This is a genomic window from Streptomyces sp. AK08-02 (genome assembly GCF_033795085.1).
Lineage (GTDB): Bacteria > Actinomycetota > Actinomycetes > Streptomycetales > Streptomycetaceae > Streptomyces > Streptomyces echiniscabiei.
In genome coordinates, this window is record NZ_JARAZV010000005.1 from 106,752 (window position 1) to 128,861 (window position 22,110).

Genomic DNA, 22,110 nt, shown 5'->3' on the forward strand with positions numbered 1-22,110 from the left:
CGTACCCTTTTCTGTTGTGTCGAACGCCAACGAAGACAAGTCCAGCGCCCTGAGTCAGGTGCAGCACCATGCGGTGACTGAGCTGCTGCGGGTGGCCCCGGTCGCGGACGACCTCGCCCGCCGTTTCCAGGAGGCCGGGTTCTCACTCGCCCTGGTCGGCGGTTCCGTCCGGGACGCGCTGCTGGGCCGGCTCGGCAACGACCTGGACTTCACGACCGACGCCCGGCCCGACGACGTACTGAAGATCGTTCGGCCCTGGGCGGACGCCGTGTGGGAGGTCGGGATCGCTTTCGGCACGGTGGGGGCGCAGAAGGACGGCTTCCAGATCGAGGTGACGACATATCGGTCGGAGGCCTACGACCGGACCTCGCGCAAGCCCGAGGTGTCGTACGGCGACTCCATCGAGGAAGACCTCGTCCGGCGTGACTTCACGGTGAACGCGATGGCCGTGGCTCTTCCCGAGAAGGTGTTCATCGACCCGCACGGTGGTCGCGAGGACCTGGCGAGGCGGGTGCTGCGTACGCCGGGCACGCCCGAGGACTCCTTCTCGGACGACCCGCTGCGGATGATGCGGGCCGCACGGTTCGCAGCGCAGCTCGACTTCGAGGTGGCTCCCGAGGTCGTCACGGCCATGACCGACATGGCAGGACGTATCGAGATCGTCTCGGCCGAGAGGGTCCGGGACGAACTCAACAAGCTGATCCTGTCCGCCCACCCACGCAAGGGCCTGACGCTGCTGGTGGACACCGGCCTGGCCGATCACGTACTGCCGGAGCTGCCGGCCCTGCGGCTGGAGCGCGACGAGCATCACCGGCACAAGGACGTCTACGAGCACACGCTGATCGTCCTGGAGCAGGCAATCGAACTTGAGGAGGACGGGCCCGACCTCGTTCTCCGGCTGGCCGCGCTGCTGCACGACATCGGCAAGCCGCGTACCCGGCGCTTCGAGGAGGACGGGCGGGTCTCGTTCCACCACCACGAGGTGGTCGGGGCAAAGATGACCAAGAAGCGGATGACGGCGCTCAAGTACTCCAACGACCTGGTGAAGGACGTCGCCCGTCTGGTCGAACTCCATCTGCGCTTTCACGGGTACGGCACCGGCGAGTGGACGGACTCTGCGGTCCGTCGCTATGTGCGGGACTCGGGGCCGCTTCTGGACCGTCTGCACAAGCTGACCCGCTCGGACTGCACCACGCGCAACAAGCGCCGGGCCACGGCACTTTCGCGTGCGTACGACGGTCTTGAGGAGCGCATCTCCCAGCTTCAGGAGCAGGAGGAGCTGGACTCGATCCGTCCCGACCTCGACGGCAACGAGATCATGGAGATTCTGGGCGTCAGGCCGGGTCCGGCGATCGGGCAGGCGTACAAGTTCCTGCTGGAACTGCGGCTGGAGAACGGTCCGATGGAGCGGGAAGCGGCGGTGGCCGCGCTCAAGGGATGGTGGGCAGAGCAGAGCTGAGGTTGTGAAACGGCGCGATGTTTCACGTGAAACATCGCGCCGGAACCCGTAGCGGGCGGTGTTTCACGTGAAACACCGCCCGCTACGGGTTCGCTGGTTCTGCTCAGATCTCCTTGAGGCAGAGCACGACGTCGTGGCTGCCGCCCTGCTGGTAATAGGCGATCGTCGACTCCGTGACGGCCTCGCACTTGTCGGGGTCGCTGGTGTTGTCGAACTTCTGGACAACCTTGAACTGGGCGTCGGTGGAGGAGCAGTCGACCTCGTTGAGGTCCGCGTCGTTCTGCGAACCGTCGTTGTGCATACAGGCGCCCACGGACGTCGTCTCCGCGTCGCTCTGGCCGAAGTACCACTTGCCGCCGGCGATGGCTATCGCGACGACGATGAACACGCCTATGCGCAGCAGCTTCTTGCTGAAGCGGTTGGCCGGCGCGGGCGGCGGGACCGGAACTCCCTGGAACGGGGCACCCTGGTGCGGCGGGTACGGCTGCTGGGGAGCCGTCGGCTCGCCGGGAGCAGGGGTGTTCGGGTTCTGGTCCTGTGGCGGAGTGGTGGTCACTTCGGGGGTCCCCCTTGGGTATGGGTGCGCTTGGCGTGAAGTAAGACGCACGTAAATTACCGGGACCCACTGACAACTCTGTACCTCAGAGAGTCTCTGTGGCCTTCATGTGACACTTACCGGCGTTCAAAGCGGGCCATAGTCATAGCAATTGCCCCGTAGATAACGGCGATCGTGACCAAGAGCGGCACCGAGCGACCGTCTGAGGGCAGCATCAAGGCCGCCACTCCGGCCGCGCCGACGAAGGCGACGTTGAACAGGACGTCGTAGACGGAGAAGATCCGGCCGCGGAAGCCGTCGTCGACCGAGGACTGGACGATCGTGTCCGTGGCGATCTTCGAGCCCTGGGTGACGAGGCCCAGGACGAACGCCGCGATCAGCATGGGCACCTCGGTGAACGCCAGACCGAGGCCGGGCACCAGGACCGCCGCCATCCCGGCGCACACCACGATCCAGCCGCCGGGTCCGAGACGCCCCACCCCCGCCGGGGTCATGACGGCCGCGACGAAGAATCCCGCCCCGGAGATGCCCACCGCGAGGCCCAGCAGGGCCAGTCCGTCGTCGGAGCCGTCCGAGAAGGCGTACCGGCAGAGCATGAGCACCATGACCGTCAGTGCGCCGTAGCAGAACCGCATCAGCGTCATCGCGCCCAGCGACCAGGCTGCCTCCCGGCGCCCGGGCTCCACCAGATGCCGTACGCCTGCCGCCAGGCCGCGCGCCGTGCCGGTGAGCGCGGCTCCCAGCCGGGGCTGCACCAACCCGGATTCGGGGCCGAGCAGTTCCGGGTCGAGACGCAAGGAGGCGAGCGACGCGCAGAGGTACAGAGCCGCGCCCAGGAGGACCACCGCGGCGTCGGAGTCGGAGCCCGCCAGCCGTACGACGAAGGCGAGTCCGCCGCCCGCGGTGGCAGCGAGCGTGCCGGCTGTCGGGGAGAGCGAGTTGGCGATCACCAGGCGGTCGTCGTCGACCACGCGAGGCAGGGACGCCGAGAGGCCGGCCAGGACGAAGCGGTTGACGCCGGTGACGCAGAGGGCGGAGACGTAGAAGAGCCAGTCCGGTACGTGGCTCAGCATCAGGACGGCCGTCACGCATGCCAGCAGAGCGCGCAGCAGGTTGCCGTACAGGAAGACCTGGCGGCGTCGCCAGCGATCCAGCAGGACGCCCGCGAAAGGGCCGACCAGGGAGTACGGCAGGAGCAGTACCGCCATGGCGGAGGCGATCGCGGTCGCCGAAGTCTGCTTCTCCGGCGAGAAGACGACGTACGCGGCGAGTGCGACCTGGTAGACGCCGTCGGCGCCCTGGGAGAGCAGCCGTACGGCCAGCAGGCGCCGGAAGTTCCTCAGGTGCAGGAGTACCCGCAGGTCACGCACGACAGCCATGGGGCACAGCCTCACATACGAGGAGGGTCCCCGGGCGGATGACCCGGGGACCCTCGACGGGCAGGAGCGACAAGCCTGTTGGGGCTTCGTCGGCGCTGGACTCCTCTCAGCGCTCGACTTCTCCCTTGATGAACTTCTCGACGTTCTCCCGTGCCTCGTCGTCGAAGTACTGGACCGGCGGGGACTTCATGAAGTAGCTCGACGCGGAGAGGATCGGGCCGCCGATACCACGGTCCTTGGCGATCTTCGCGGCACGCACGGCGTCGATGATGACACCGGCGGAGTTCGGGGAGTCCCAGACCTCCAGCTTGTACTCCAGGTTCAGCGGGACGTCGCCGAACGCACGGCCCTCCAGGCGGACATACGCCCACTTGCGGTCGTCGAGCCAGGCCACGTAGTCGGACGGGCCGATGTGGACGTTGTCGGCGCCCAGTTCGCGGTCGCGGATCTGGGAGGTGACGGCCTGTGTCTTGGAGACCTTCTTGGACTCCAGGCGCTCACGCTCGAGCATGTTCTTGAAGTCCATGTTGCCGCCGACGTTCAGCTGCATCGTGCGGTCCAGGACCACGCCCCGGTCCTCGAACAGCTTCGCCATGACACGGTGCGTGATGGTGGCGCCGACCTGGGACTTGATGTCGTCGCCGACGATCGGGACGCCGGCCTCGGTGAACTTGTCCGCCCACTCCTTGGTGCCGGCGATGAAGACCGGGAGGGCGTTGACGAAGGCGACCTTGGCGTCGATGGCGCACTGGGCGTAGAACTTGGCCGCGGCCTCGGAACCGACGGGCAGGTAGCAGACGAGTACGTCGACCTGCTTCTTCTTGAGGATCTTGACGACGTCGACCGGCTCGGCCTCGGACTCCTCGATGGTCTCGCGGTAGTACTTGCCGAGACCGTCGAGGGTGTGGCCACGCCGGACCTTCACACCGGTGTGCGGCACGTCGCAGATCTTGATGGTGTTGTTCTCGGAGGCGCCGATGGCGTCCGCCAGGTCGAGGCCGACCTTCTTGGCGTCCACGTCGAACGCGGCGACGAACTCGATGTCCTTGACGTGGTAGTCACCGAACTGGACGTGCATCAGGCCGGGGGCCTTCGACGCCGGATCGGCGTCCTTGTAGTACTCGACTCCCTGTACCAGCGACGCGGCGCAGTTGCCCACGCCGACGACGGCTACGCGAATGGAACCCATTCGGTTGCTCCCTGTGTGTACGAGTGAGGACCTGAGCGGCCCTCACGTGGCGGTGTCGTCGGACGGACCGGTCCGGGAGTCGTCCTCCCGGGACCGGGGCAGGCCGCCCGGCGCTCCAGATGTGGTGTCCTGCGAGTCGGTTTTTCCGGTGTCGGCACCTTTGAGGTCCCGCCCGGCCCGCTCGCTCTCGATGAGCTCGTTCAGCCAGCGCACTTCGCGCTCCACGGACTCCATTCCGTGGCGCTGGAGCTCAAGGGTGTAGTCGTCGAGGCGCTCCCGTGTACGCGCCAGGGAGGAACTCATCTTCTCCAGACGCTCCTCCAGCCGGCTGCGACGCCCTTCGAGCACGCGCATGCGTACATCGCGGGACGTCTGCCCGAAGAAGGCGAAACGAGCGGCGAAGTGTTCGTCCTCGTACGCGTCCGGGCCGGTCTGCGAGAGCAGCTCCTCGAAGTGCTCCTTACCTTCCGCCGTCAACCGATAGACGATCTTGGCGCGGCGTCCTGTGAGCGGGGCGGCGAGCGCGTCCTCGGACGCGCCCCCCGACTCCTCGATCAACCAGCCGCTCACGACCAGCGTCTTGAGGCAGGGGTACAGCGTGCCGTAGCTGAAGGCGCGGAACACACCCAGTGATGTATTGAGTCGTTTCCGCAGCTCATAGCCGTGCATGGGGGACTCGCGGAGCAGGCCGAGGACGGCGAACTCGAGGATCCCGGAGCGTCGGCTCATCGTCGCCTCCCTTCTCCCACGGTCCGACCGTGACGGTTCTGAGCACTGTTTATGCCGAGCTGATGTATCGACTCGATACATCTAGACGATAGAACGGGCCTGCGGATGGGACAAGGGGGGAAGTCGTGAACGGGGTCACATCACCGATTCGTCAGAACCAAGTTGCCTGATTTGGGGTGAACTTCGGGGCTGGGGAGGTTTTGACGGTGCGTAGTCTGTGCGCCATGCAATCCACCGGGAACCGAGTGACGTTTGGGGACGTCGTGGTGCTCGGTGCGGTACGGATGAATGCGAACACGGCCGCATCCGTACTTTGGGGGGACCGGAAACCAGCTGCCGCTTCCAGGCGCGCACGGGTGCGCCTGCCCAAGGAGTAATCGTTCGATGAGCGAGCACCGTCGCAAACCGCCGCAGCCGCAGGGAGGCGGACGTGCCGCGGCCCGACGCGGCCAGTCCGGCTCGTCCTCCGGCCGCCGTGCGGCACCGCGAGGCGCAACCGAGTCTCCTTCCGACTCCTACGGATCGGATTCCTACGGGTTGGGTCCCTATGGAGCGGAGGGTGATGAGCGCCAGTCGTCAGGCCGCGCCGATTCCCGGCGCGCCGCCCAGAGAAGTTCTGGTGGACGTCGTAGAGGACCCGAGGGCGGCGGACGCCGCGGCGGTCCCAACGGCCCGAACGGGCCCGGGCGCGGCAGAGGCCGGGCGGCCGGGCCACCGCCCAAGAAGCGCTTCATCGACTATCCGCGCGCGGGCAAGTACGGCGCGGCGCGCTGGATGCCCTCGTGGCGGCAGGTGACCGGACTCTTCATCGGCTTCGTCGGCAGCCTGGTTGCGGTGGCCGGCATCGGCTACGCCCTGGTGGGCGTGCCGAAGGTCGCGAATACCGCCATCGCTCAGAACAACGTCTACTACTGGGCCGACGGCAGCCAGATGGTGGCGACCGGTGGTGAGACGAACCGCCAGATCATCGGCTACGAACAGATCCCCGCGTCGATGCGGTACGCCGTGATGTCGGCCGAGAACAAGACGTTCGAGACCGACAGCGGTGTCGACCCGATGGGTATCGCCCGCGCCCTGTTCAACATGGCCAAGGGCGGTCAGACCCAGGGTGGTTCGACGATCACCCAGCAGTACGTGAAGAACGCCCGTCTGAACGACCAGTCGCAGACGCTCACGCGGAAGTTCAAGGAACTGTTCATCTCCATCAAGGTCGGCACCAACGTCGACAAGAAGGAGATCATGGCCGGTTACCTGAACACCGCCTACTACGGTCGTGACTCCTACGGCATGCAGGCGGCCGCCCGCGCGTACTTCAACAAGGACGCCAAGGACCTGAGCCCCAGCGAGTGTGCCTTCCTGGCCGCCGTGCTGAAGGGCGCCACGTACTACGACCCGGCCGGAAACGTGGCTGTGGACCCCGTGAACGCCACCCAGGAAAAGAACACCAAGCGGGCCGTGGGGCGGTGGAGGTGGATCCTCGACGAGGAGGTCAAAGACGGTCGCATGACCGCGGCCGAGCGTGCCGAGATCAAGACCTTCCCGAAGATCCAGAACCCGCGTTCCAACACCGCGCTGGGCGGCCAGGTCGGTTACCTCGTCGACCTCGCCAAGGGCTACCTGATCAACAACACCGACAAGACCGGGATCACCGCCGACCAACTGCAGCAGGGCGGCTACTCGATCTACACGACCTTCGACAAGAAGAAGGTCCAGGCGTTGGAGAAGGCGGTCAAGAACGTCCAGAAGGCGAACATCAAGCCTGACGAGCGGCCGAAGACTGACAAATACGTCCAGTTCGGTGGCGCTTCGGTGGAACCGTCGACAGGCGCGATCAAGGCCGTCTACGGCGGTGAGGACGCGACCAAGCACTTCACCAACAACGCCGACACGACGGGCGCCCAGGTGGGTTCGACGTTCAAGGCGTTCGTACTCGCCGCCGCGATGAAGTGGGGTGTGCGGGACCCGGAGCTGGGGGCGGAGCAGGCCCAGGACGAGCGGACCCAGGTCTCCCCGGACAGCATCTACAGCGGCAAGAACAAGCTGAAGATCGAGAACTACGACAACACGATCTGGAAGGACAAGGACGACAAGGAGTGGCTGCAGCGCAACGACGGCGACGAGTCGTACAACGCGCCCAGCTTCCGGATCGACCTGCGTGAGGCCATGAGGGTCTCGTCCAACTCCGCCTACGTCCAGCTCGGTATGGATGTCGGCCTGGACAAGGTCCGGGAGTCCGCGACCGATGCGGGCATCCTCGACAGCAGTCTGGCCAGTGCCGAGTTCCCGTCGTTCTCGATCGGTACGTCCGACCCGAGCGCGATCCGCATGGCCGGTGCGTACGCGACCTTCGCGGCCAGCGGCAAGCAGAACAACCCGTACTCGGTCGAGAAGGTCAACAGCAAGGACGGCGTCGTCTTCGATCACGAGAAGATCGCCAGGCCCAAGCAGATGTTCACCGAGCAGGTCGCCGACAACGTCACTGACGTCCTCAAGACAGTGGTCGACGACGGAACGGGCACGGCGGCACAGCTGCCCGGCCGGCAGGTGGCCGGTAAGACCGGTACCACCGACGGCAACAAGTCGGCCTGGTTCATCGGGTACACCCCGCAGCTGTCCACCGCGATCAGCATGTTCCGGATGAACGACGACGAGACCCAGAAGAACCGTCAGTTCCTGGAGATGTACGGCACGGGTGGCCAGGAGAAGATCCACGGCGCCTCGTTCCCGGCCGAGATCTGGCACGACTACATGGAACAGGCGCTCAAGGGTGCGCCGGTGGTGGACTTCCCGACTCCCGAGCCCTACGGCGAGGTCGTCGACGAGGACCCGCTGCCGAGTCCGACTCCCTCTGTCACCGAGTCGGAGGAAGTGACCCCGACGCCGAGCCCGACACCCTCCGACGAAGAGGTCGAGCCCTCGCCCTCGCCCTCGGCGAGCGAATCCTGCAACCCCTTCGATCCCACGTGTGAGGACACCGGCGGGACCAGCGACGGAGGCACGGATCAAGGCTCTACCGACGGCGGAGTGACATCCAGTCCGTCACCGACGGAGAGCGACGGAGAGAGCAACGGAAACGCGAACGGCAACGGTGGCAACAACGGAGGCATCTTCGGCTGACCGGTCGGGCCCGAGCAGCGCCCGACGCGGGTGTTTCACGTGAAACACCGATCCGATTCACGCTGTTTCACGTGAAACATGGGGCCGTCGTACCGACCAGGTGCGGCGGCCCTCGGCGTATTCCTAGGCGCGTACGGCAGGATGTGGCCCATGTCCAGTGCAGAGACGACGCAAGCGAGCGTGCGCGAGCCGGATCCGGTACGGCCGACCAGGGACGACGAGATCGCCGTGGCCGGCAGTGAGCTGATCGGCGGCCCCATCGGACGGCGTGCCCTGCTGGGGACGTCCTGGTGGACTCCGGTACGGGTGGTCGCGCTCGTGGCGATCGGCATGTTCGCCCTCGGCCTGGTCCAGAAGGCGCCCTGCTACAACGGCGGCTGGTTCTTCGGGGCCAGCACGCAGTACACGCACGCCTGCTACTCCGACATTCCGCACCTCTACCAGGGCCGCGGATTCGCCGACGGACTGGTGCCGTACTTCGACAAGTTCGACGGCGACATGCAGTACCTCGAATACCCGGTGCTGACCGGAGTGTTCATGGAGGTGGCCGCCTGGCTCACGCCCAGCAGCGGATCCATCCAGCACCAGGAGCAGTGGTACTGGTTCGTCAACGCCGGAATGCTGATGGTGTGCGCGGCGATCATCGTCGTATGCGTGTCACGTACGCACGCGCGGCGTCCCTGGGACGGTCTGCTGGTCGCCCTGGCGCCTGCCGCCGCGCTCACCGCCACCATCAACTGGGACCTGCTGGCGGTCGCTCTGACGGCTGCGGCGATGCTGATGTGGTCCCGGGGCAGGTCCCTTGCCTTCGGGGTTCTCCTGGGCCTCGCCACGGCCGCCAAGCTCTATCCCGTACTGCTGCTGGGACCCCTGTTCGTGTTGTGCTGGCGCGCCGGCAAGTGGCGGCAGTTCGGGACGGCTCTGGGGGGCGCCGTCCTGGCCTGGGCCGCCGTGAACCTTCCGGTGATGTACTTCGCCTTCGACGGCTGGTCGAAGTTCTACACGTTCAGCCAGGAGCGAGGCGTCGACTTCGGATCCTTCTGGCTGATCCTCTCCCAGCGCTCGGACAACCCGCTCACCACCGACACCGTCAACACGTTCGCGACGCTCCTGATGCTTGCCTCGGCCGTGGGAATCGCGGCGCTCACGCTGACCGCGCCGCGCCGTCCGCGCTTCGCGCAGCTGGCCTTCCTGATCGTCGCGGCCTTCATCCTCACCAACAAGGTCTACTCACCCCAGTACGTCCTGTGGCTGGTCCCCCTCGCCGTGCTGGCCCGCCCGAAATGGCGGGACTTCCTGATCTGGCAGGCGTGCGAGGTCGCGTACTTCCTGGGTATCTGGATGTACCTCGCTTACACGACCAGCGGCGACGCCCACAAGGGCCTGCCCGTCGAGGGCTACCAGTTCGTCATCGGCGTCCACCTGGTGGGCACGCTGTACCTGTGTGCCGTGGTCGTCCGGGACATCCTCATGCCGGAGCGGGACGTGGTGCGCCGGGCCGGTGACGACGATCCTTCAGGAGGCGTGCTCGACGGCGCTGAGGACGTCTTCGTACTGGGCTCTGCGGCTCATCCACCGCAGCACGCCGCGCACTTCGACGGACCGCAGGTGGAGTGGGGCAGCCGACGGGACCGGGACGAGGACGACCGTTCGCTCTGAGCGAACATCGCTGGAGAGGGTCGTGCGAAGGGCCGTACACGGACTCCGTGTACGGCCCTTCGTCGAATCCTCAGAGCGTGGTCAGCGGTCGACGATCCGGTCGAACTGCGTGGTGGTGTGCCGCAGATGGGCCACGAGCTCCTCGCCCACCTTCGGCTCCGGTGCGTCCGACGGTACGAAGAGAATCGAGACCTGCATGTGCGGCGGCTCGGCGAACCAGCGCTGCTTGCCGCCCCAGACGAACGGGGCGAGATTCCGGTTGACCGTGGCGAGGCCGGCGCGGGCGACGCCCTTGGCGCGCGGCATGACGCCGTGCAGGGCCTTGGGAGCCTCCAGGCCCACCCCGTGCGACGTACCGCCCGCCACGACCACCAGATAGCCGTCCGAGGCGGCCTTCTGCTGCCGGTAGCCGAACCGGTCGCCCTTGGCCACGTGCGTGACGTCCAGAACCGCGCCGCGGTACTCCGTGGCCTCGTGATCCCCCAGCCACAGCCGCGTGCCGATGCGGGCGCGGAAACGTGTCTGCGGGAACTGCTGCTGGAGCCGCGCGAGGTCGTCGGCCTTGAGGTGGCTGACGAACATGGTGTGGAGGGGCAGCCGGGCGGCGCGCAGCCGGTCCATCCAGCCGATGACCTCCTCCACGGCGTCCGAGCCGTCGGTGCGGTCCAGCGGCAGGTGGATCGCGAAGCCTTCGAGGCGTACGTCCTCAATGGCGGCGTGCAGCTGGGGCAGTTCCTGCTCGGTCACACCGTGACGCTTCATGGAGGACATGACCTCGATGACGACACGGGCGCCGACGAGACCGTGCACCCCGTCCACCGACGACACCGAGCGGATGACGCGGTCGGGCAGTGGCACGGGCTCCTCGCCCCGTCTGAAGGGCGTCAGCACCAGGAGGTCGCCGCTGAACCAGTCCTTGGTCCGCGCGGCCTCGTACGTCGTTCCGACGGCCAGGATGTCCGAGCCCAGCCGAGTGGCCTCCTCCGCGAGCCGCTCGTGCCCGAAGCCGTAGCCGTTTCCCTTGCAGACCGGGACGAGCCCCGGGAACTGCTCGGACACGTGCTTGTGGTGCGCACGCCAGCGCGCGGTGTCGACGTAGAGCGTGAGCGCCATGGCCGGGACCTGGAACCTTTCTCGTGGCTGTGGTGCCTCAGAGGTGTGACGGGGAATGCCGGTGCGTCAGCGGCGCGACATGTAGATGTCGAGCGCCTTGTGGAGCAGCTTGTTGAGCGGGAAGTCCCACTCACCGAGGTACTCGGCGGCCTGTCCGCCGGTACCGACCTTGAACTGGATCAGACCGAAGAGGTGGTCCGTCTCGTCCAGTGAGTCGGAGATGCCGCGCAGGTCGTAGGCGGTGGCGCCCAGTGCGTAGGCGTCGCGCAGCATCCGCCACTGCATGGCGTTCGAGGGCCGGACCTCACGGCCGATGTTGTCCGACGCGCCGTAGGAGTACCAGACGTGCCCGCCGACGATCAGCATCGTCGCGGCCGACAGGTTCACTCCGTTGTGGCGGGCGAAGTAGAGCCGCATGCGGTTGGGGTCCTCGGTGTTGAGGGCCGTCCACATGCGCTGGAAGTACGACAGCGGGCGGGGCCTGAAGTGGTCGCGCACCGCTGTGATCTCGTACAGCCGCTGCCACTCCTCCAGGTCGTTGTAGCCGCCCTGGACGACTTCGACGCCGGCCTTCTCGGCCTTCTTGATGTTGCGGCGCCACAGCTGGTTGAAGTTCGCGTGGACCTCTTCCAGCGAGCGGTTCGCGAGCGGCACCTGGTAGACGTAGCGAGGCTGTACGTCGCCGAAACCGGCCCCGCCGTCCTCCCCCTGCTGCCAGCCCATGCGACGCAGCTTGTCGGCGACCTCGAAGGCGCGCGGTTCGATGAAGTCGGCCTCGATGTCCCGCAGCCGCTTCACGTCAGGGCTCTGGATACCCGCCTTGATGGACGTGGCCTCCCAGCGCCGGATGATCACCGGCGGGCCCATCTTCACCGAGAAGGCGCCCTGCTGCTTCAGGTGCGCCAGCATCGGCTGGATCCAGTCGTCGAGATTCGGCGCGAACCAGTTGATGACCGGGCCCTCGGGCAGATACGCGAGGTACCGCTTGATCTTGGGCAGCTGGCGGTACAGCACGAGGCCCGCGCCGACGATCTCGCCCGTCCGGTCGTCGAACCACCCGAGGTTCTCGGAGCGCCACTCCGCCTTGACGTCTGCCCAGGCAGGAACCTGCATGTGGCTCGCCGACGGCAGGCTCTGGATGTACGCCAGATGCTGCTCGCGGCTGATCGTCCTCAGGGTCAGGCTCATTCCGGGCGCTCCTCGGGCTGGTGTGTCCCCATGGGTACAGGGGCTCCGGCTCTCGCGCCGAAGCCTACTGCGCCCTGCGAGCGCCTCGTCTGGCCGTACGGCACTGGTGCCCCGGCCCTGCCTCGGCCGGGGCACCAGAGGGCGGTCCGCGTCAGCCGATCACGCCGCCGAAGAGACCGCCGTGTGCCATGCCGAGGAAGAAGCCGACCGCTGCGGCACCGAGCCCCAGGATCAGTCCGAAGCGTTCGCGGGTCGTCTCCGAGACGAACTGTCCGTACGCGCCGGTGAGGATCCCCACCAGGCCGGTCCAGGAGCTGAGCAGATGCAGGCTGTGGAACATCGCCGTGACGAAGGCCGTCACCCCGAGCACGAGGGTCACAGCCAGCAGGCTGTCCTGGAGCGGATGGGGTTTGCCGTCGGTGGCGAAGAGGGATCCGGCGGTGTTGGGTCGCAATGCCTGTGCCATGTGGCACCTCCTGCGGAAGGCGGCGCACTGTAGCGCCATACACACCCGATGTGTACAGATTGCGGGTCACCCGGGCCTGATTTCAACCGGAAGCGCAGTACGGGTAGTCTGTAGCGTCTGCACCGGTGTCTGCCCAGGGCGTCGTGAGAATTCCTTCGAGGACCTCCGACTGTCAGTGGTCGCAGATACCGTTGCGTACGCATAACAACCCTCCTGCCACGGAACGACCGTGGCCGCTGAGTCCAAAGGAGGTGGGTTCCACATGCGTCACTACGAAGTGATGGTCATCCTCGACCCCGAGCTGGAGGAGCGCGCTGTCGCCCCTCTGATCGAGAACTTCCTTTCCGTCGTCCGTGAGGGCAACGGAAAGGTCGAGAAGGTCGACACCTGGGGCCGTCGTCGTCTCTCGTACGAGATCAAGAAGAAGCCCGAGGGCATCTACTCGGTCATCGACCTGCAGGCAGAGCCTGCGGTCGTCAAGGAGCTCGACCGCCAGATGAACCTGAACGAGTCGGTCCTCCGGACCAAGGTCCTCCGCCCCGAGACCCACTGAGCCTCCCGCTCGGTCGATCTCGGGATTTCGAGTAGCAGCACCAAAAGCAGCCAGCAGCAAACCCGCCGAGAGGTTCCCCTATGGCAGGCGAGACCGTCATCACGGTCGTCGGCAATCTTGTCGACGACCCCGAGCTGCGCTTCACCCCCTCGGGTGCGGCGGTCGCGAAGTTCCGTGTCGCGTCCACCCCCCGCACCTTCGACCGTCAGACGAACGAGTGGAAGGACGGCGAGAGCCTGTTCCTGACCTGCTCGGTCTGGCGTCAGGCTGCGGAGAACGTGGCCGAGTCGCTTCAGCGAGGCATGCGCGTCATCGTGCAGGGCCGGCTGAAGCAGCGGTCCTACGAGACCACCCAGGGCGAGAAGCGCACGGTCTACGAGCTGGACGTCGATGAGGTCGGCGCCAGCCTGCGCAGTGCCACCGCCAAGGTCACCAAGGCCGCAGGCCGAGGTGGCCAGGGCGGTTACAGCGGTGGCGGTAGCGCTGGTGGCGGCGGTCAGCAGGGCGGTGGCTGGGGTGGAAACTCCGGCGGCGCTCCGCAGGGCGGCGGCGCTCCGGCCGACGACCCCTGGGCGACCGGCGCTCCTGCCGGTGGCAACCAGGGCGGCGGCGGTGGCGGCTGGGGTGGAAACTCCGGCGGCAACAGCGGTGGCGGCGGTGGCGGCTACTCGGACGAGCCCCCCTTCTAGGTCTTCGGGCCGAGGGGTGGGCCGTACCCACACTTCTTGATCACACAGGAGAGAAACACCATGGCGAAGCCGCCTGTGCGCAAGCCTAAGAAAAAGGTCTGCGCTTTCTGCAAGGACAAGGTCCAGTACGTGGACTACAAGGACACGAACATGCTGCGGAAGTTCATTTCCGACCGCGGCAAGATCCGTGCCCGCCGCGTGACCGGCAACTGCACGCAGCACCAGCGTGACGTCGCCACGGCTGTCAAGAACAGCCGTGAGATGGCGCTGCTGCCCTACACGTCCACCGCGCGATAAGGGAAGGGTGACCGACTAATGAAGATCATCCTCACCCACGAGGTCTCCGGCCTCGGTGCCGCGGGCGACGTCGTAGACGTCAAGGACGGCTACGCTCGCAACTTCCTGATCCCGCGGAACTTCGCGATCCGCTGGACCAAGGGCGGCGAGAAGGACGTCGAGCAGATTCGTCGCGCTCGCAAGATCCACGAGATCCAGACCATCGAGCAGGCCAACGACATCAAGGCCCGCCTCGAAGGCGTCAAGGTTCGTCTGGCCGTTCGCTCCGGCGACGCCGGTCGTCTCTTCGGTTCCGTCACCCCGGCCGACATCGCCACGGCGATCAAGGCTTCCGGTGGCCCCGAGGTCGACAAGCGCCGCATCGAGCTGGGTTCGCCGATCAAGACCCTCGGCGCTCACGAGACGTCCGTGCGTCTGCACCCCGAGGTTGCCGCCAAGGTCAACATCGAGGTCGTCGCAGCCTAAGCACTGCGCTCGTTGAAGTAGTTGTAGGGCCGCATCCTCCGGGGTGCGGCCCTCCTTCGTGAGCGGGTTGGTGGGCAACAACAGGGCTTGCAGATGTTTCACGTGAAACGGCAGGAATGTGGTCGATGTTTCACGTGAAACAGGGGGCGCCTACGGAGGGCTGGTTTTCGGTTCCCTCGGCGCTCGTTTCGCTCAGCGGGTGGCGCCTGTGACCATCCAGCGGCCTGAACGGGCTCGCAGCCACAGAGTCACCATGCGGACGGTCATCATCAGTGTCATCGCTCCCCAAAGGGCGGTGAGGCCGCCGCCGAGAGTCGGCACGAGCAGGGCTACGGGTACGAAGGCGGCCAGCGTGATCAGCATCGCCCCGGCCAGGTAGGGGCCGTCTCCCGCGCCCATCAGTACGCCGTCGAGGACGTAGACGATTCCGCAGATCGGTTGCGACAGTGCGACCACGAGCAGGGCCGGCAACGCGGTGTCCTTGACCACGGAGTCGCTGGTGAACAGGGGCAGGAACAGTGGACGGCTGACGATCACCAGGAGGCCGAGCACGACTCCGGTCGCGATGCCCCACTCGACCATGCGGCGGCAGGCAGCGCGCGCGCCTTGGGTGTCGTTCGCGCCCAGGCAGCGCCCGATGATGGCCTGTCCGGCGATGGCGATCGCGTCGAGCGCGAAGGCGAGCAGACTCCACAGCGAAAGGATGATCTGGTGCGCGGCTACGTCTGCGTCCCCGAGCCGTGCGGCGACTGCCGTGGCGATCATCAGGATCGCCCGCAGGGACAGGGTGCGCACGAGAAGTGGCGCACCCGCTTGGGCGGAGGCCCGGATCCCTGAAGCGTCGGGGCGTAGCGAGGCCCCGTGTCGGCGCGCGCCGCGCACGACGACCGTGAGGTACGCCGCCGCCATGCCCCACTGGGCGATGACAGTGCCCCAGGCGGAACCCGCGATGCCGAGGTCCGCGCCGTAGACGAGTCCCGCGTTCAGGGCGGCGTTGGCGACGAAGCCCGCGATGGCGACGTACAGAGGGGTTTTCGTGTCCTGGAGGCCACGCAGAATGCCGGTGGAGGCGAGGACGACGAGCATGGCAGGGATGCCCAGCGCCGAGATCCGCAGATAGGTGTCCGCGTACGGGGCAGCGGTCTTCGAGGCGCCGAAGAGATCAACGAGCGCGGGCGACGTGGGCAGGACGACGGCGATGACCGCGGCGCCGAGCAGTAGGGCGAGCCAGATGCCGTCCACACCCTGGCGGATGGCGGCCTGGAGATCGCCGGAGCCGACGCGGCGGGCGACGGAAGCCGTAGTGGCGTAGGCGAGGAAGACGAAGACGCTGACTGCTGTGGTGAGAAGGGCCGAGGCGATGCCGAGCCCGGCCAGTTGAGCGGTGCCGAGGTGGCCGATGATCGCGCTGTCGGCGATGACGAAGAGGGGCTCGGCGATGAGTGCGCCGAAGGCAGGGACGGCCAGTGCGACGATCTCTCGGTCGTGCCGGCGACGGGTCGCCCTCGGTGCGGCGGGAGCCTGTGTCATGACCACCAATCTAGTCTTCCACAGGTAAGAGATGCAATGCGGTAGAGACTGTTACCTCATCGCTCGAGGCGTGTGTTGCGGTGTGCCGCTCGTGGAGATCTTGGCCCAATGGCGAAAGTTTTTCTCCTGCACAGCCGGTGGATGGAAAACATGCTGGTCAGCGGCGGTGTTTCAAAGACCGCGAAAGCTTGTTCACAGGGCTGTCCACCGGGTCGTGCACAGGTTTTGCGGAGTTCTCCACAGCATCCGGGCCGTCGTCCACATGGCCTGTGGATAACCAGATTGGCTGACGGTGCCGACAGGCCTACGGTGGTCCGGAGCCCACCCCGTCTCCCAGCCTCGGAAACGTCACAAAACCGACGCGCCGGAACCGGAGTTGGGCCTCTTATTTGTCAGTGTCGTGCCGTAGAACAGAGGGCACGGCGAGGTCCGCTCTGCGGATGGGAGGAGGTGGCTCGGTGAGTATTTCCGAGCCCTTGGACGATCCGTGGGCCGACAGCGGTCCCAGTGATCGTCTGCCCCCCTCCCGTCAACGCCGTGAAGGGGGCCGGGGGCGTGACGAACAGCACGACCGCGGTCGCGAGAACGGCGCCTGGGAAAGCGAAGGCACGTCTTTCGAGCGGGTACCGCCGCAGGACCTCGACGCCGAACAGTCGGTACTCGGCGGCATGCTTCTGTCGAAGGACGCGATCGCCGACGTCGTCGAGGTGCTCAAGGGCCACGACTTCTACCGGCCCGCGCACGAGATCATCTACGGGGCCATCCTCGATCTATACGCGAAGGGCGAGCCCGCCGATCCGATCACGATCGCGGCCGAGCTCACCAGACGGGGCGAGATCACCAAAGTCGGCGGCGCTCCCTATCTGCACGCGCTGGTACAGACGGTGCCGACGGCGGCGAACGCCGAGTACTACGCGGAGATCGTGCACGAGCGCGCGGTCCTGCGGCGTCTGGTCGAGGCCGGAACCCGCATCACCCAGATGGGATACGCGGCGGACGGGGACGTCGACGAGATCGTCAACAGCGCCCAGGCCGAGATCTACGCGGTCACCGAGCAGCGCACCACCGAGGACTATCTGCCGCTCGGCGACATCATGGAAGGCGCGCTCGACGAGATCGAGGCCATCGGCTCACGGTCGGGGGAGATGACCGGCGTGCCGACCGGGTTCACCGACCTCGACCAGCTCACCAACGGTCTGCACCCCGGTCAGATGATCATCATCGCGGCTCGCCCCGCCATGGGTAAGTCGACGCTGGCTCTGGACTTCGCCCGTGCCTGCTCGATCAAGCACAACATGCCCAGCGTGATCTTCTCCCTCGAAATGGGCCGCAACGAGATCGCCATGCGTCTGCTGTCCGCCGAGGCACGCGTGGCCCTTCACCACATGCGCTCCGGCACGATGACCGACGAGGACTGGACCAGGCTCGCCCGCCGTATGCCGGACGTCTCGGCCGCGCCCCTGTACATCGACGACTCCCCGAACCTGTCGATGATGGAGATCCGTGCCAAGTGCCGGCGTCTCAAACAGCGCGCGGACCTGAAACTCGTGGTCATCGACTACCTCCAGCTGATGCAGTCCGGCGGCAAGCGGTCCGAGAGCCGCCAGCAGGAGGTCTCGGACATGTCGCGAAACCTGAAGCTCCTGGCCAAGGAGCTGGAACTGCCTGTGATCGCGCTGTCGCAGCTGAACCGTGGTCCTGAGCAGCGTACGGACAAGAAGCCCATGGTCTCCGACCTGCGTGAGTCGGGCTCGATCGAGCAGGACGCGGACATGGTGATCCTGCTGCACCGCGAGGACGCGTACGAGAAGGAGTCGCCGCGCGCGGGCGAGGCGGACATCATCGTCGGCAAGCACCGAAACGGCCCGACGGCGACGATCACAGTCGCCTTCCAGGGGCACTACTCCCGGTTCGTGGACATGGCCCAGACGTGAGCCGATGCCCGCGGCGAGGGGGAAATGCGCTCGACGCGAGACGGCTCCACCGCTGAACTTGGCCCATGACAACACCTCAGGACGAACTCCTTCCCGGCACGCGACGGGCGTTGCTCCATCGGATCGCAGTCGCCCAGAGTGATGGACGGGCGCCGTCGCTGGTCGCGGCGGTGGTGCGGGGCGGGGAGACAGTGTGGACAGGTGCGCGCAGTTCGGTGGACGGCCACGCTCCCGATGCGAACGTGCAGTACCGGATCGGTTCGATCACCAAGACCTTCACCGCCGTACTGGTGATGCGGCTGCGGGACGAAGGGCTTCTCGATCTCGTCGATCCGCTGGAGAAGCACCTGCCGGGTACCGGTGCGGGGGAGGCCACCATCGCTGAACTGCTCGCGCACACCGGCGGGTTGGCGGCCGAGTCACCCGCGCCCTGGTGGGAGCGGACACCTGGATCACTGCGCCCCGAGTTGGCCGATGTCCTGGGCGAGCGGCCGTTGCTGCATCCCGTCGGTCGACGTCACCACTACTCGAACCCGGGCTACAGCCTTCTGGGTGCGCTCATCGAGGAGTTGCGCGGTGCTCCGTGGGAGGACGTGCTGCGGCGTGAGGTGCTCGACCCCCTGGGGCTGGAGCGGACCAGCGGGCAGCCGCAGGCACCGCACGCGGGTGGCTGGGCGGTGCATCCCTGGGCCGATGTGATGCTGCCGGAACCGACGGAGGACCTTGGACGGATGGCGCCGGCCGGTCAGCTCTGGTCCACGGCAGGGGACTTGGCGCGCTTCGCCGTCTTCCTGGCCAAGGGGGATGACCAGGTACTGAGTGCCGCGTCCGTCGCGGAGATGCGTACGCCGGCTGCTCCCGCCGAGCCGGAGGATGTGGCCGCGGGATCGGCGTACGGCCTCGGTATGCAGATCCAGTACCGGGAGGGCCGACTTCTGGTGGGGCACGGAGGCTCGCTGCCGGGCTTTCTGGCGAGCCTCACCGTCGACGTGGAGGACGACCTCGCGGCTGTCGTCCTGGCCAACTGCACCTCCGGCCCGCCGGTGTCCGTGGTCGCCGGGGACCTTGTGAAAATCGTCGCGGAGGCCGAGCCGCGCATTCCCGAGCCGTGGCGCCCGTTGCCCGAGGTCGACAGGGCGGTGCTGGAGCTGACGGGCCAGTGGTACTGGGGGACCGCCCCCTATGCCCTGCGGCTCTCGCTCGATGGAGGCGTCTCGCTGGCGCCCTTGGCTGCCATCGGCCGCCGCTCACGGTTCAGGGCGAACGGCGACGGCACCTGGACGGGCCTCGACGGATATTTCGCCGGGGAGCTTCTGCGGGCCGTACGACGGCCCAGCGGGGATGTGGACCACCTGGACCTCGGATCGTTCGTCTTCGTGCGTCAGCCGTACGAGGAGGGGGCTTCTGTGCCGGGTGGCGTGGATCCGGAAGGGTGGCGCGGGATCAAGTAGGCGCCGACTGCGAGGAAGCGTCATGTTTCACGTGAAACATGACGCTTCCTCGGTGATGTTCTCAGAGCTGGAGCTTGAAGCCCACGTGTGAAGGCGTGAAGCCGAGCCGTTCGTAGAAACGGTGGGCGTCGGTGCGCGTGACGTCCGAGGTCAGTTGGACCAACTGACAGTTCTCCTGGCGTGCCTTCTCGACCGCCCACTCGATGAGGTGCGTGCCCAGGCCGCTGCCGCGTTCGGTGGCGTGGACACGCACACCCTCGATGATCGCCCTGGCCGCGCCTCTGCGGGACAGCCCGGGAACGATCGTGAGCTGGAGAGTGCCGACCACGCGAGCCGCGCGGGCCGCGACGATCAGGTGCTGGTTCGGGTCGGCGGTCAGCCGGTCCAGTGCGAGCAGGTACGGGGTCAGGTCGTCTGGTGACTCGCGCTGTGCGCCAAGCGGGTCGTCGGCCAGCATGCCGACGATCGCGGGAACGTCCTCCGTCGTCGCGGGCCGTATTTCAAGATCTCCCATGTCCGCAGCCTAGGCGGGCAGGTGCATCGACTCCACGACCCGGACCAGTGGAGCCAGTTGCGGGTCAACGGCCGCCTCGTCGAGGGCATCGCGAAGGGCGCTGTCATTGGTGGGGCGTGCCTCGGCGAGAAGCGTGAGCCCTGCCTCGCTGACGTCGGTGTAGATCCCTCGGCGGTCGGTCGGACACAGGTACCGCGCAAGCAGTCCGCGGTCCTCGAGCCTCGTGACCAGCCGCGTCGTGGCGCTCTGGCTGAGGACCACCGCGTCGGCGACCGCCTTCATCTGGAGATGGCCGCCCACGCCGTCGTGCTGTCGGCTGAGGACATCCAGTAGCGAGTACTCGCGCACGCTCAGCCCGTGCTTGCTCTGCAGGGCACGCTCGATGTGCGTCTCGATCCTCGCGTGTAGCAGGGAAAGGGCGCACCAGCCCTGGGAGAGGGCGGTGAGTGCGGGGTCCGTCGCAGGCATTGCTGTCTCCTCTGTCCCTGGAGCTGCTGACCTCAGGATAGGACATGCCTGCAATAGTCGGCTGGAGCATATAACCCGCGTATGCAACTATTGTGTGAGTCATTAAGGCGCTTGTGCAGTCTCCAAGGAAGGTGTGCTCCCTCATGCCTCTCGCGCTCCTGGCTCTCGCGATCGGGGCCTTCGGCATCGGCACCACGGAATTCGTGATCATGGGCCTGTTGCCCGACGTGGCCGGCGACTTCGGGGTTTCCATCCCGACCGCCGGATTTCTCGTGACCGGTTATGCCCTCGGGGTCGTGGTCGGAGCCCCGATCATGACCGCCCTCGGCACCAGGGTCTCCCGCAAACGGATGCTCATGCTCCTGATGGGGCTGTTCATCCTCGGCAACCTGCTCTCCGCCGGAGCCCCCGCATTCGCCGTCATGCTGATCGGCCGCGTGGTCGCCTCGCTCGCCCATGGTGCCTTCTTCGGCATCGGCTCGGTCGTCGCGGCCGATCTGGTCGCTCCGGACAAGCGGGCCGGCGCCATCGCCATGATGTTCACCGGGCTCACCGTCGCCAATGTCGTCGGAGTCCCGCTGGGTACCTTCGTCGGACAGGCCGCCGGCTGGCGAGTCACCTTTGCCGTCGTCGCCGGACTCGGCGTACTCGGCCTGGTCGGCGTCGCCAAGCTCGTCCCCGACCTGCCCAAGGCGCACGGTGTGCACCTGCGCCACGAGTTGGCTGCCTTCAAGAACGTCCAGGTAGTGCTCGCCATGGGGATGACCGTTCTCGGCTTCGGCGGTGTCTTCGCCGCCATCACCTACATCGCCCCGGCGATGACTCACGTCGCGGGCTTCGCGGACGGCTCCGTCAGCTGGCTGCTGGTCCTGTTCGGCCTCGGCATGGTCGGGGGCAATCTGGTCGGCGGCAGGTACGCGGACCGCGCCCTGATGCCCCTGCTGTACGTCTCCCTGGGCGCCCTGGCCGTCGTACTGGCCCTCTTCACGGTCACCGCCCACCACAAGGTCCTCGCGGCCGTCACGATCACCCTGATCGGTGCCCTGGGCTTCGCCACCGTCCCGCCGTTGCAGAAGCGGGTCCTCGACCAGGCGCACGGTGCTCCGACGCTGGCCTCGGCCGTGAACATCGGTGCCTTCAACCTCGGCAACGCACTCGCCGCCTGGCTCGGTGGCATGGTGATCGCGGCGGGGCGCGGCTACACCGCCCCGAACTGGGTCGGCGCCGCTCTCGCCACGGGCGCCCTGATCCTCGCCCTTCTGTCGGCTGCGCTGGAGCGCCGCGCGAGTGCACCGGGTCCGCTCGCCACCGGCGGAACACCTGCCAGGCAGCAGGCGGCACTGCGCCGGTGACC

20 protein-coding genes are annotated in these 22,110 nt (G+C 67.0%); 10 read left to right on the forward strand and 10 right to left on the reverse strand.

The genetic code is table 11. The features are described from left to right. Positions 1-16 precede the first annotated feature (16 nt). Positions 17-1,459: a CCA tRNA nucleotidyltransferase gene (locus tag PV734_RS11435; RefSeq protein ID WP_319289394.1), complete on the forward strand. Its 1,443-nt coding sequence runs from the start codon at positions 17-19 to the stop codon at positions 1,457-1,459. A 103-nt stretch (positions 1,460-1,562) separates the two neighbouring features. Here PV734_RS11435 and PV734_RS11440 read toward each other — a convergent pair whose 3' ends face one another. The 4 genes from PV734_RS11440 to PV734_RS11455 all read right to left on the reverse strand — a co-directional run bounded on the left by PV734_RS11440 (position 1,563) and on the right by PV734_RS11455 (position 5,312). Then, positions 1,563-2,015, reverse strand: coding sequence for a hypothetical protein (locus PV734_RS11440; RefSeq protein ID WP_319097765.1), 453 nt, complete (start codon positions 2,013-2,015; stop codon positions 1,563-1,565). Positions 2,016-2,131: 116 nt separating this feature from the next. Further along, the gene (locus PV734_RS11445) at positions 2,132-3,394 is read right to left on the reverse strand and encodes an MFS transporter (RefSeq protein ID WP_319097766.1); all 1,263 of its coding nucleotides are present in this window, start codon (positions 3,392-3,394) and stop codon (positions 2,132-2,134) included. Positions 3,395-3,500: 106 nt separating this feature from the next. Continuing rightward, entirely contained in the window at positions 3,501-4,583 is a 1,083-nt protein-coding gene (locus PV734_RS11450) for an inositol-3-phosphate synthase (RefSeq protein ID WP_319289395.1), read from the reverse strand. A 42-nt stretch (positions 4,584-4,625) separates the two neighbouring features. Further along, positions 4,626-5,312 (reverse strand): PadR family transcriptional regulator, encoded by a 687-nt coding sequence (locus PV734_RS11455; RefSeq protein WP_319289396.1) that lies wholly within the window; start codon positions 5,310-5,312, stop codon positions 4,626-4,628. A gap of 384 nt (positions 5,313-5,696) precedes the next feature. Here PV734_RS11455 and PV734_RS11460 point away from each other — a divergent pair, with 384 nt between their 5' ends. Further along, entirely contained in the window at positions 5,697-8,429 is a 2,733-nt protein-coding gene (locus PV734_RS11460) for a transglycosylase domain-containing protein (protein ID WP_319097770.1), read from the forward strand. Positions 8,430-8,579: 150 nt separating this feature from the next. Then, positions 8,580-10,088, forward strand: a complete 1,509-nt coding sequence (locus PV734_RS11465) for a glycosyltransferase family 87 protein (protein ID WP_319289397.1) — start codon at positions 8,580-8,582, stop codon at positions 10,086-10,088. 81 nt (positions 10,089-10,169) lie between these two features. On the opposite strand, the gene PV734_RS11470 is transcribed toward PV734_RS11465, so the two are convergent. The 3 genes from PV734_RS11470 to PV734_RS11480 all read right to left on the reverse strand — a co-directional run bounded on the left by PV734_RS11470 (position 10,170) and on the right by PV734_RS11480 (position 12,855). Continuing rightward, the gene (locus PV734_RS11470) at positions 10,170-11,201 is read right to left on the reverse strand and encodes an alanine racemase (protein WP_319097774.1); all 1,032 of its coding nucleotides are present in this window, start codon (positions 11,199-11,201) and stop codon (positions 10,170-10,172) included. A 66-nt stretch (positions 11,202-11,267) separates the two neighbouring features. Beyond that, entirely contained in the window at positions 11,268-12,389 is a 1,122-nt protein-coding gene (femX, locus tag PV734_RS11475; RefSeq protein WP_319097776.1) for a peptidoglycan bridge formation glycyltransferase FemX, read from the reverse strand. Between the two features lie 151 nt (positions 12,390-12,540). Further along, a complete protein-coding gene (locus PV734_RS11480) occupies positions 12,541-12,855 on the reverse strand; it encodes a hypothetical protein (RefSeq protein ID WP_105970260.1) in 315 nt (104 codons plus the stop codon). Between the two features lie 262 nt (positions 12,856-13,117). Here PV734_RS11480 and rpsF point away from each other — a divergent pair, with 262 nt between their 5' ends. The 4 genes from rpsF to rplI all read left to right on the forward strand — a co-directional run bounded on the left by rpsF (position 13,118) and on the right by rplI (position 14,859). Beyond that, complete coding sequence (gene rpsF / locus PV734_RS11485; protein ID WP_146481131.1) at positions 13,118-13,408, forward strand: 30S ribosomal protein S6; 291 nt, start codon at positions 13,118-13,120, stop codon at positions 13,406-13,408. Between the two features lie 80 nt (positions 13,409-13,488). Continuing rightward, positions 13,489-14,097 carry a single-stranded DNA-binding protein gene (locus tag PV734_RS11490; protein ID WP_319097777.1) on the forward strand — a complete coding sequence of 203 codons (609 nt, stop codon included), beginning with the start codon at positions 13,489-13,491 and terminating at the stop codon, positions 14,095-14,097. Positions 14,098-14,157: 60 nt separating this feature from the next. Next, positions 14,158-14,394: a 30S ribosomal protein S18 gene (gene rpsR, locus PV734_RS11495; protein WP_006381652.1), complete on the forward strand. Its 237-nt coding sequence runs from the start codon at positions 14,158-14,160 to the stop codon at positions 14,392-14,394. A gap of 18 nt (positions 14,395-14,412) precedes the next feature. Continuing rightward, entirely contained in the window at positions 14,413-14,859 is a 447-nt protein-coding gene (rplI, locus tag PV734_RS11500) for a 50S ribosomal protein L9 (protein WP_319097778.1), read from the forward strand. 192 nt (positions 14,860-15,051) lie between these two features. Here rplI and PV734_RS11505 read toward each other — a convergent pair whose 3' ends face one another. Further along, complete coding sequence (locus PV734_RS11505; protein ID WP_319289398.1) at positions 15,052-16,389, reverse strand: MATE family efflux transporter; 1,338 nt, start codon at positions 16,387-16,389, stop codon at positions 15,052-15,054. A 458-nt stretch (positions 16,390-16,847) separates the two neighbouring features. On the opposite strand from PV734_RS11505, the gene dnaB reads away from it, so the two are divergent. Beyond that, positions 16,848-18,323 (forward strand): replicative DNA helicase, encoded by a 1,476-nt coding sequence (gene dnaB, locus PV734_RS11510; protein WP_319097781.1) that lies wholly within the window; start codon positions 16,848-16,850, stop codon positions 18,321-18,323. A 65-nt stretch (positions 18,324-18,388) separates the two neighbouring features. Continuing rightward, positions 18,389-19,774, forward strand: coding sequence for a serine hydrolase domain-containing protein (locus tag PV734_RS11515; RefSeq protein WP_319198807.1), 1,386 nt, complete (start codon positions 18,389-18,391; stop codon positions 19,772-19,774). A 61-nt stretch (positions 19,775-19,835) separates the two neighbouring features. On the opposite strand, the gene PV734_RS11520 is transcribed toward PV734_RS11515, so the two are convergent. Next, positions 19,836-20,288: a GNAT family N-acetyltransferase gene (locus tag PV734_RS11520; RefSeq protein WP_319096644.1), complete on the reverse strand. Its 453-nt coding sequence runs from the start codon at positions 20,286-20,288 to the stop codon at positions 19,836-19,838. Between the two features lie 9 nt (positions 20,289-20,297). Continuing rightward, positions 20,298-20,756, reverse strand: a complete 459-nt coding sequence (locus PV734_RS11525) for a MarR family winged helix-turn-helix transcriptional regulator (protein ID WP_319096643.1) — start codon at positions 20,754-20,756, stop codon at positions 20,298-20,300. Between the two features lie 143 nt (positions 20,757-20,899). Here PV734_RS11525 and PV734_RS11530 point away from each other — a divergent pair, with 143 nt between their 5' ends. Further along, complete coding sequence (locus PV734_RS11530; RefSeq protein ID WP_319096642.1) at positions 20,900-22,108, forward strand: MFS transporter; 1,209 nt, start codon at positions 20,900-20,902, stop codon at positions 22,106-22,108. Positions 22,109-22,110: the final 2 nt, after the last annotated feature.

Coding starts and splice junctions, on each gene's coding strand:
- PV734_RS11480 (WP_105970260.1), bottom strand. CDS start 12,855: ATGGCACAGGCATTGCGACCCAACACCGCCGGATCCCTCTTCGCCACC.
- femX (WP_319097776.1), bottom strand. CDS start 12,389: ATGAGCCTGACCCTGAGGACGATCAGCCGCGAGCAGCATCTGGCGTAC.
- rplI (WP_319097778.1), top strand. CDS start 14,413: ATGAAGATCATCCTCACCCACGAGGTCTCCGGCCTCGGTGCCGCGGGC.
- PV734_RS11490 (WP_319097777.1), top strand. CDS start 13,489: ATGGCAGGCGAGACCGTCATCACGGTCGTCGGCAATCTTGTCGACGAC.
- PV734_RS11520 (WP_319096644.1), bottom strand. CDS start 20,288: ATGGGAGATCTTGAAATACGGCCCGCGACGACGGAGGACGTTCCCGCG.
- PV734_RS11530 (WP_319096642.1), top strand. CDS start 20,900: ATGCCTCTCGCGCTCCTGGCTCTCGCGATCGGGGCCTTCGGCATCGGC.
- PV734_RS11525 (WP_319096643.1), bottom strand. CDS start 20,756: ATGCCTGCGACGGACCCCGCACTCACCGCCCTCTCCCAGGGCTGGTGC.
- PV734_RS11450 (WP_319289395.1), bottom strand. CDS start 4,583: ATGGGTTCCATTCGCGTAGCCGTCGTCGGCGTGGGCAACTGCGCCGCG.
- PV734_RS11460 (WP_319097770.1), top strand. CDS start 5,697: ATGAGCGAGCACCGTCGCAAACCGCCGCAGCCGCAGGGAGGCGGACGT.
- rpsR (WP_006381652.1), top strand. CDS start 14,158: ATGGCGAAGCCGCCTGTGCGCAAGCCTAAGAAAAAGGTCTGCGCTTTC.
- PV734_RS11515 (WP_319198807.1), top strand. CDS start 18,389: ATGACAACACCTCAGGACGAACTCCTTCCCGGCACGCGACGGGCGTTG.
- PV734_RS11470 (WP_319097774.1), bottom strand. CDS start 11,201: ATGGCGCTCACGCTCTACGTCGACACCGCGCGCTGGCGTGCGCACCAC.
- PV734_RS11505 (WP_319289398.1), bottom strand. CDS start 16,389: ATGACACAGGCTCCCGCCGCACCGAGGGCGACCCGTCGCCGGCACGAC.
- PV734_RS11465 (WP_319289397.1), top strand. CDS start 8,580: ATGTCCAGTGCAGAGACGACGCAAGCGAGCGTGCGCGAGCCGGATCCG.
- PV734_RS11455 (WP_319289396.1), bottom strand. CDS start 5,312: ATGAGCCGACGCTCCGGGATCCTCGAGTTCGCCGTCCTCGGCCTGCTC.
- rpsF (WP_146481131.1), top strand. CDS start 13,118: ATGCGTCACTACGAAGTGATGGTCATCCTCGACCCCGAGCTGGAGGAG.
- PV734_RS11445 (WP_319097766.1), bottom strand. CDS start 3,394: ATGGCTGTCGTGCGTGACCTGCGGGTACTCCTGCACCTGAGGAACTTC.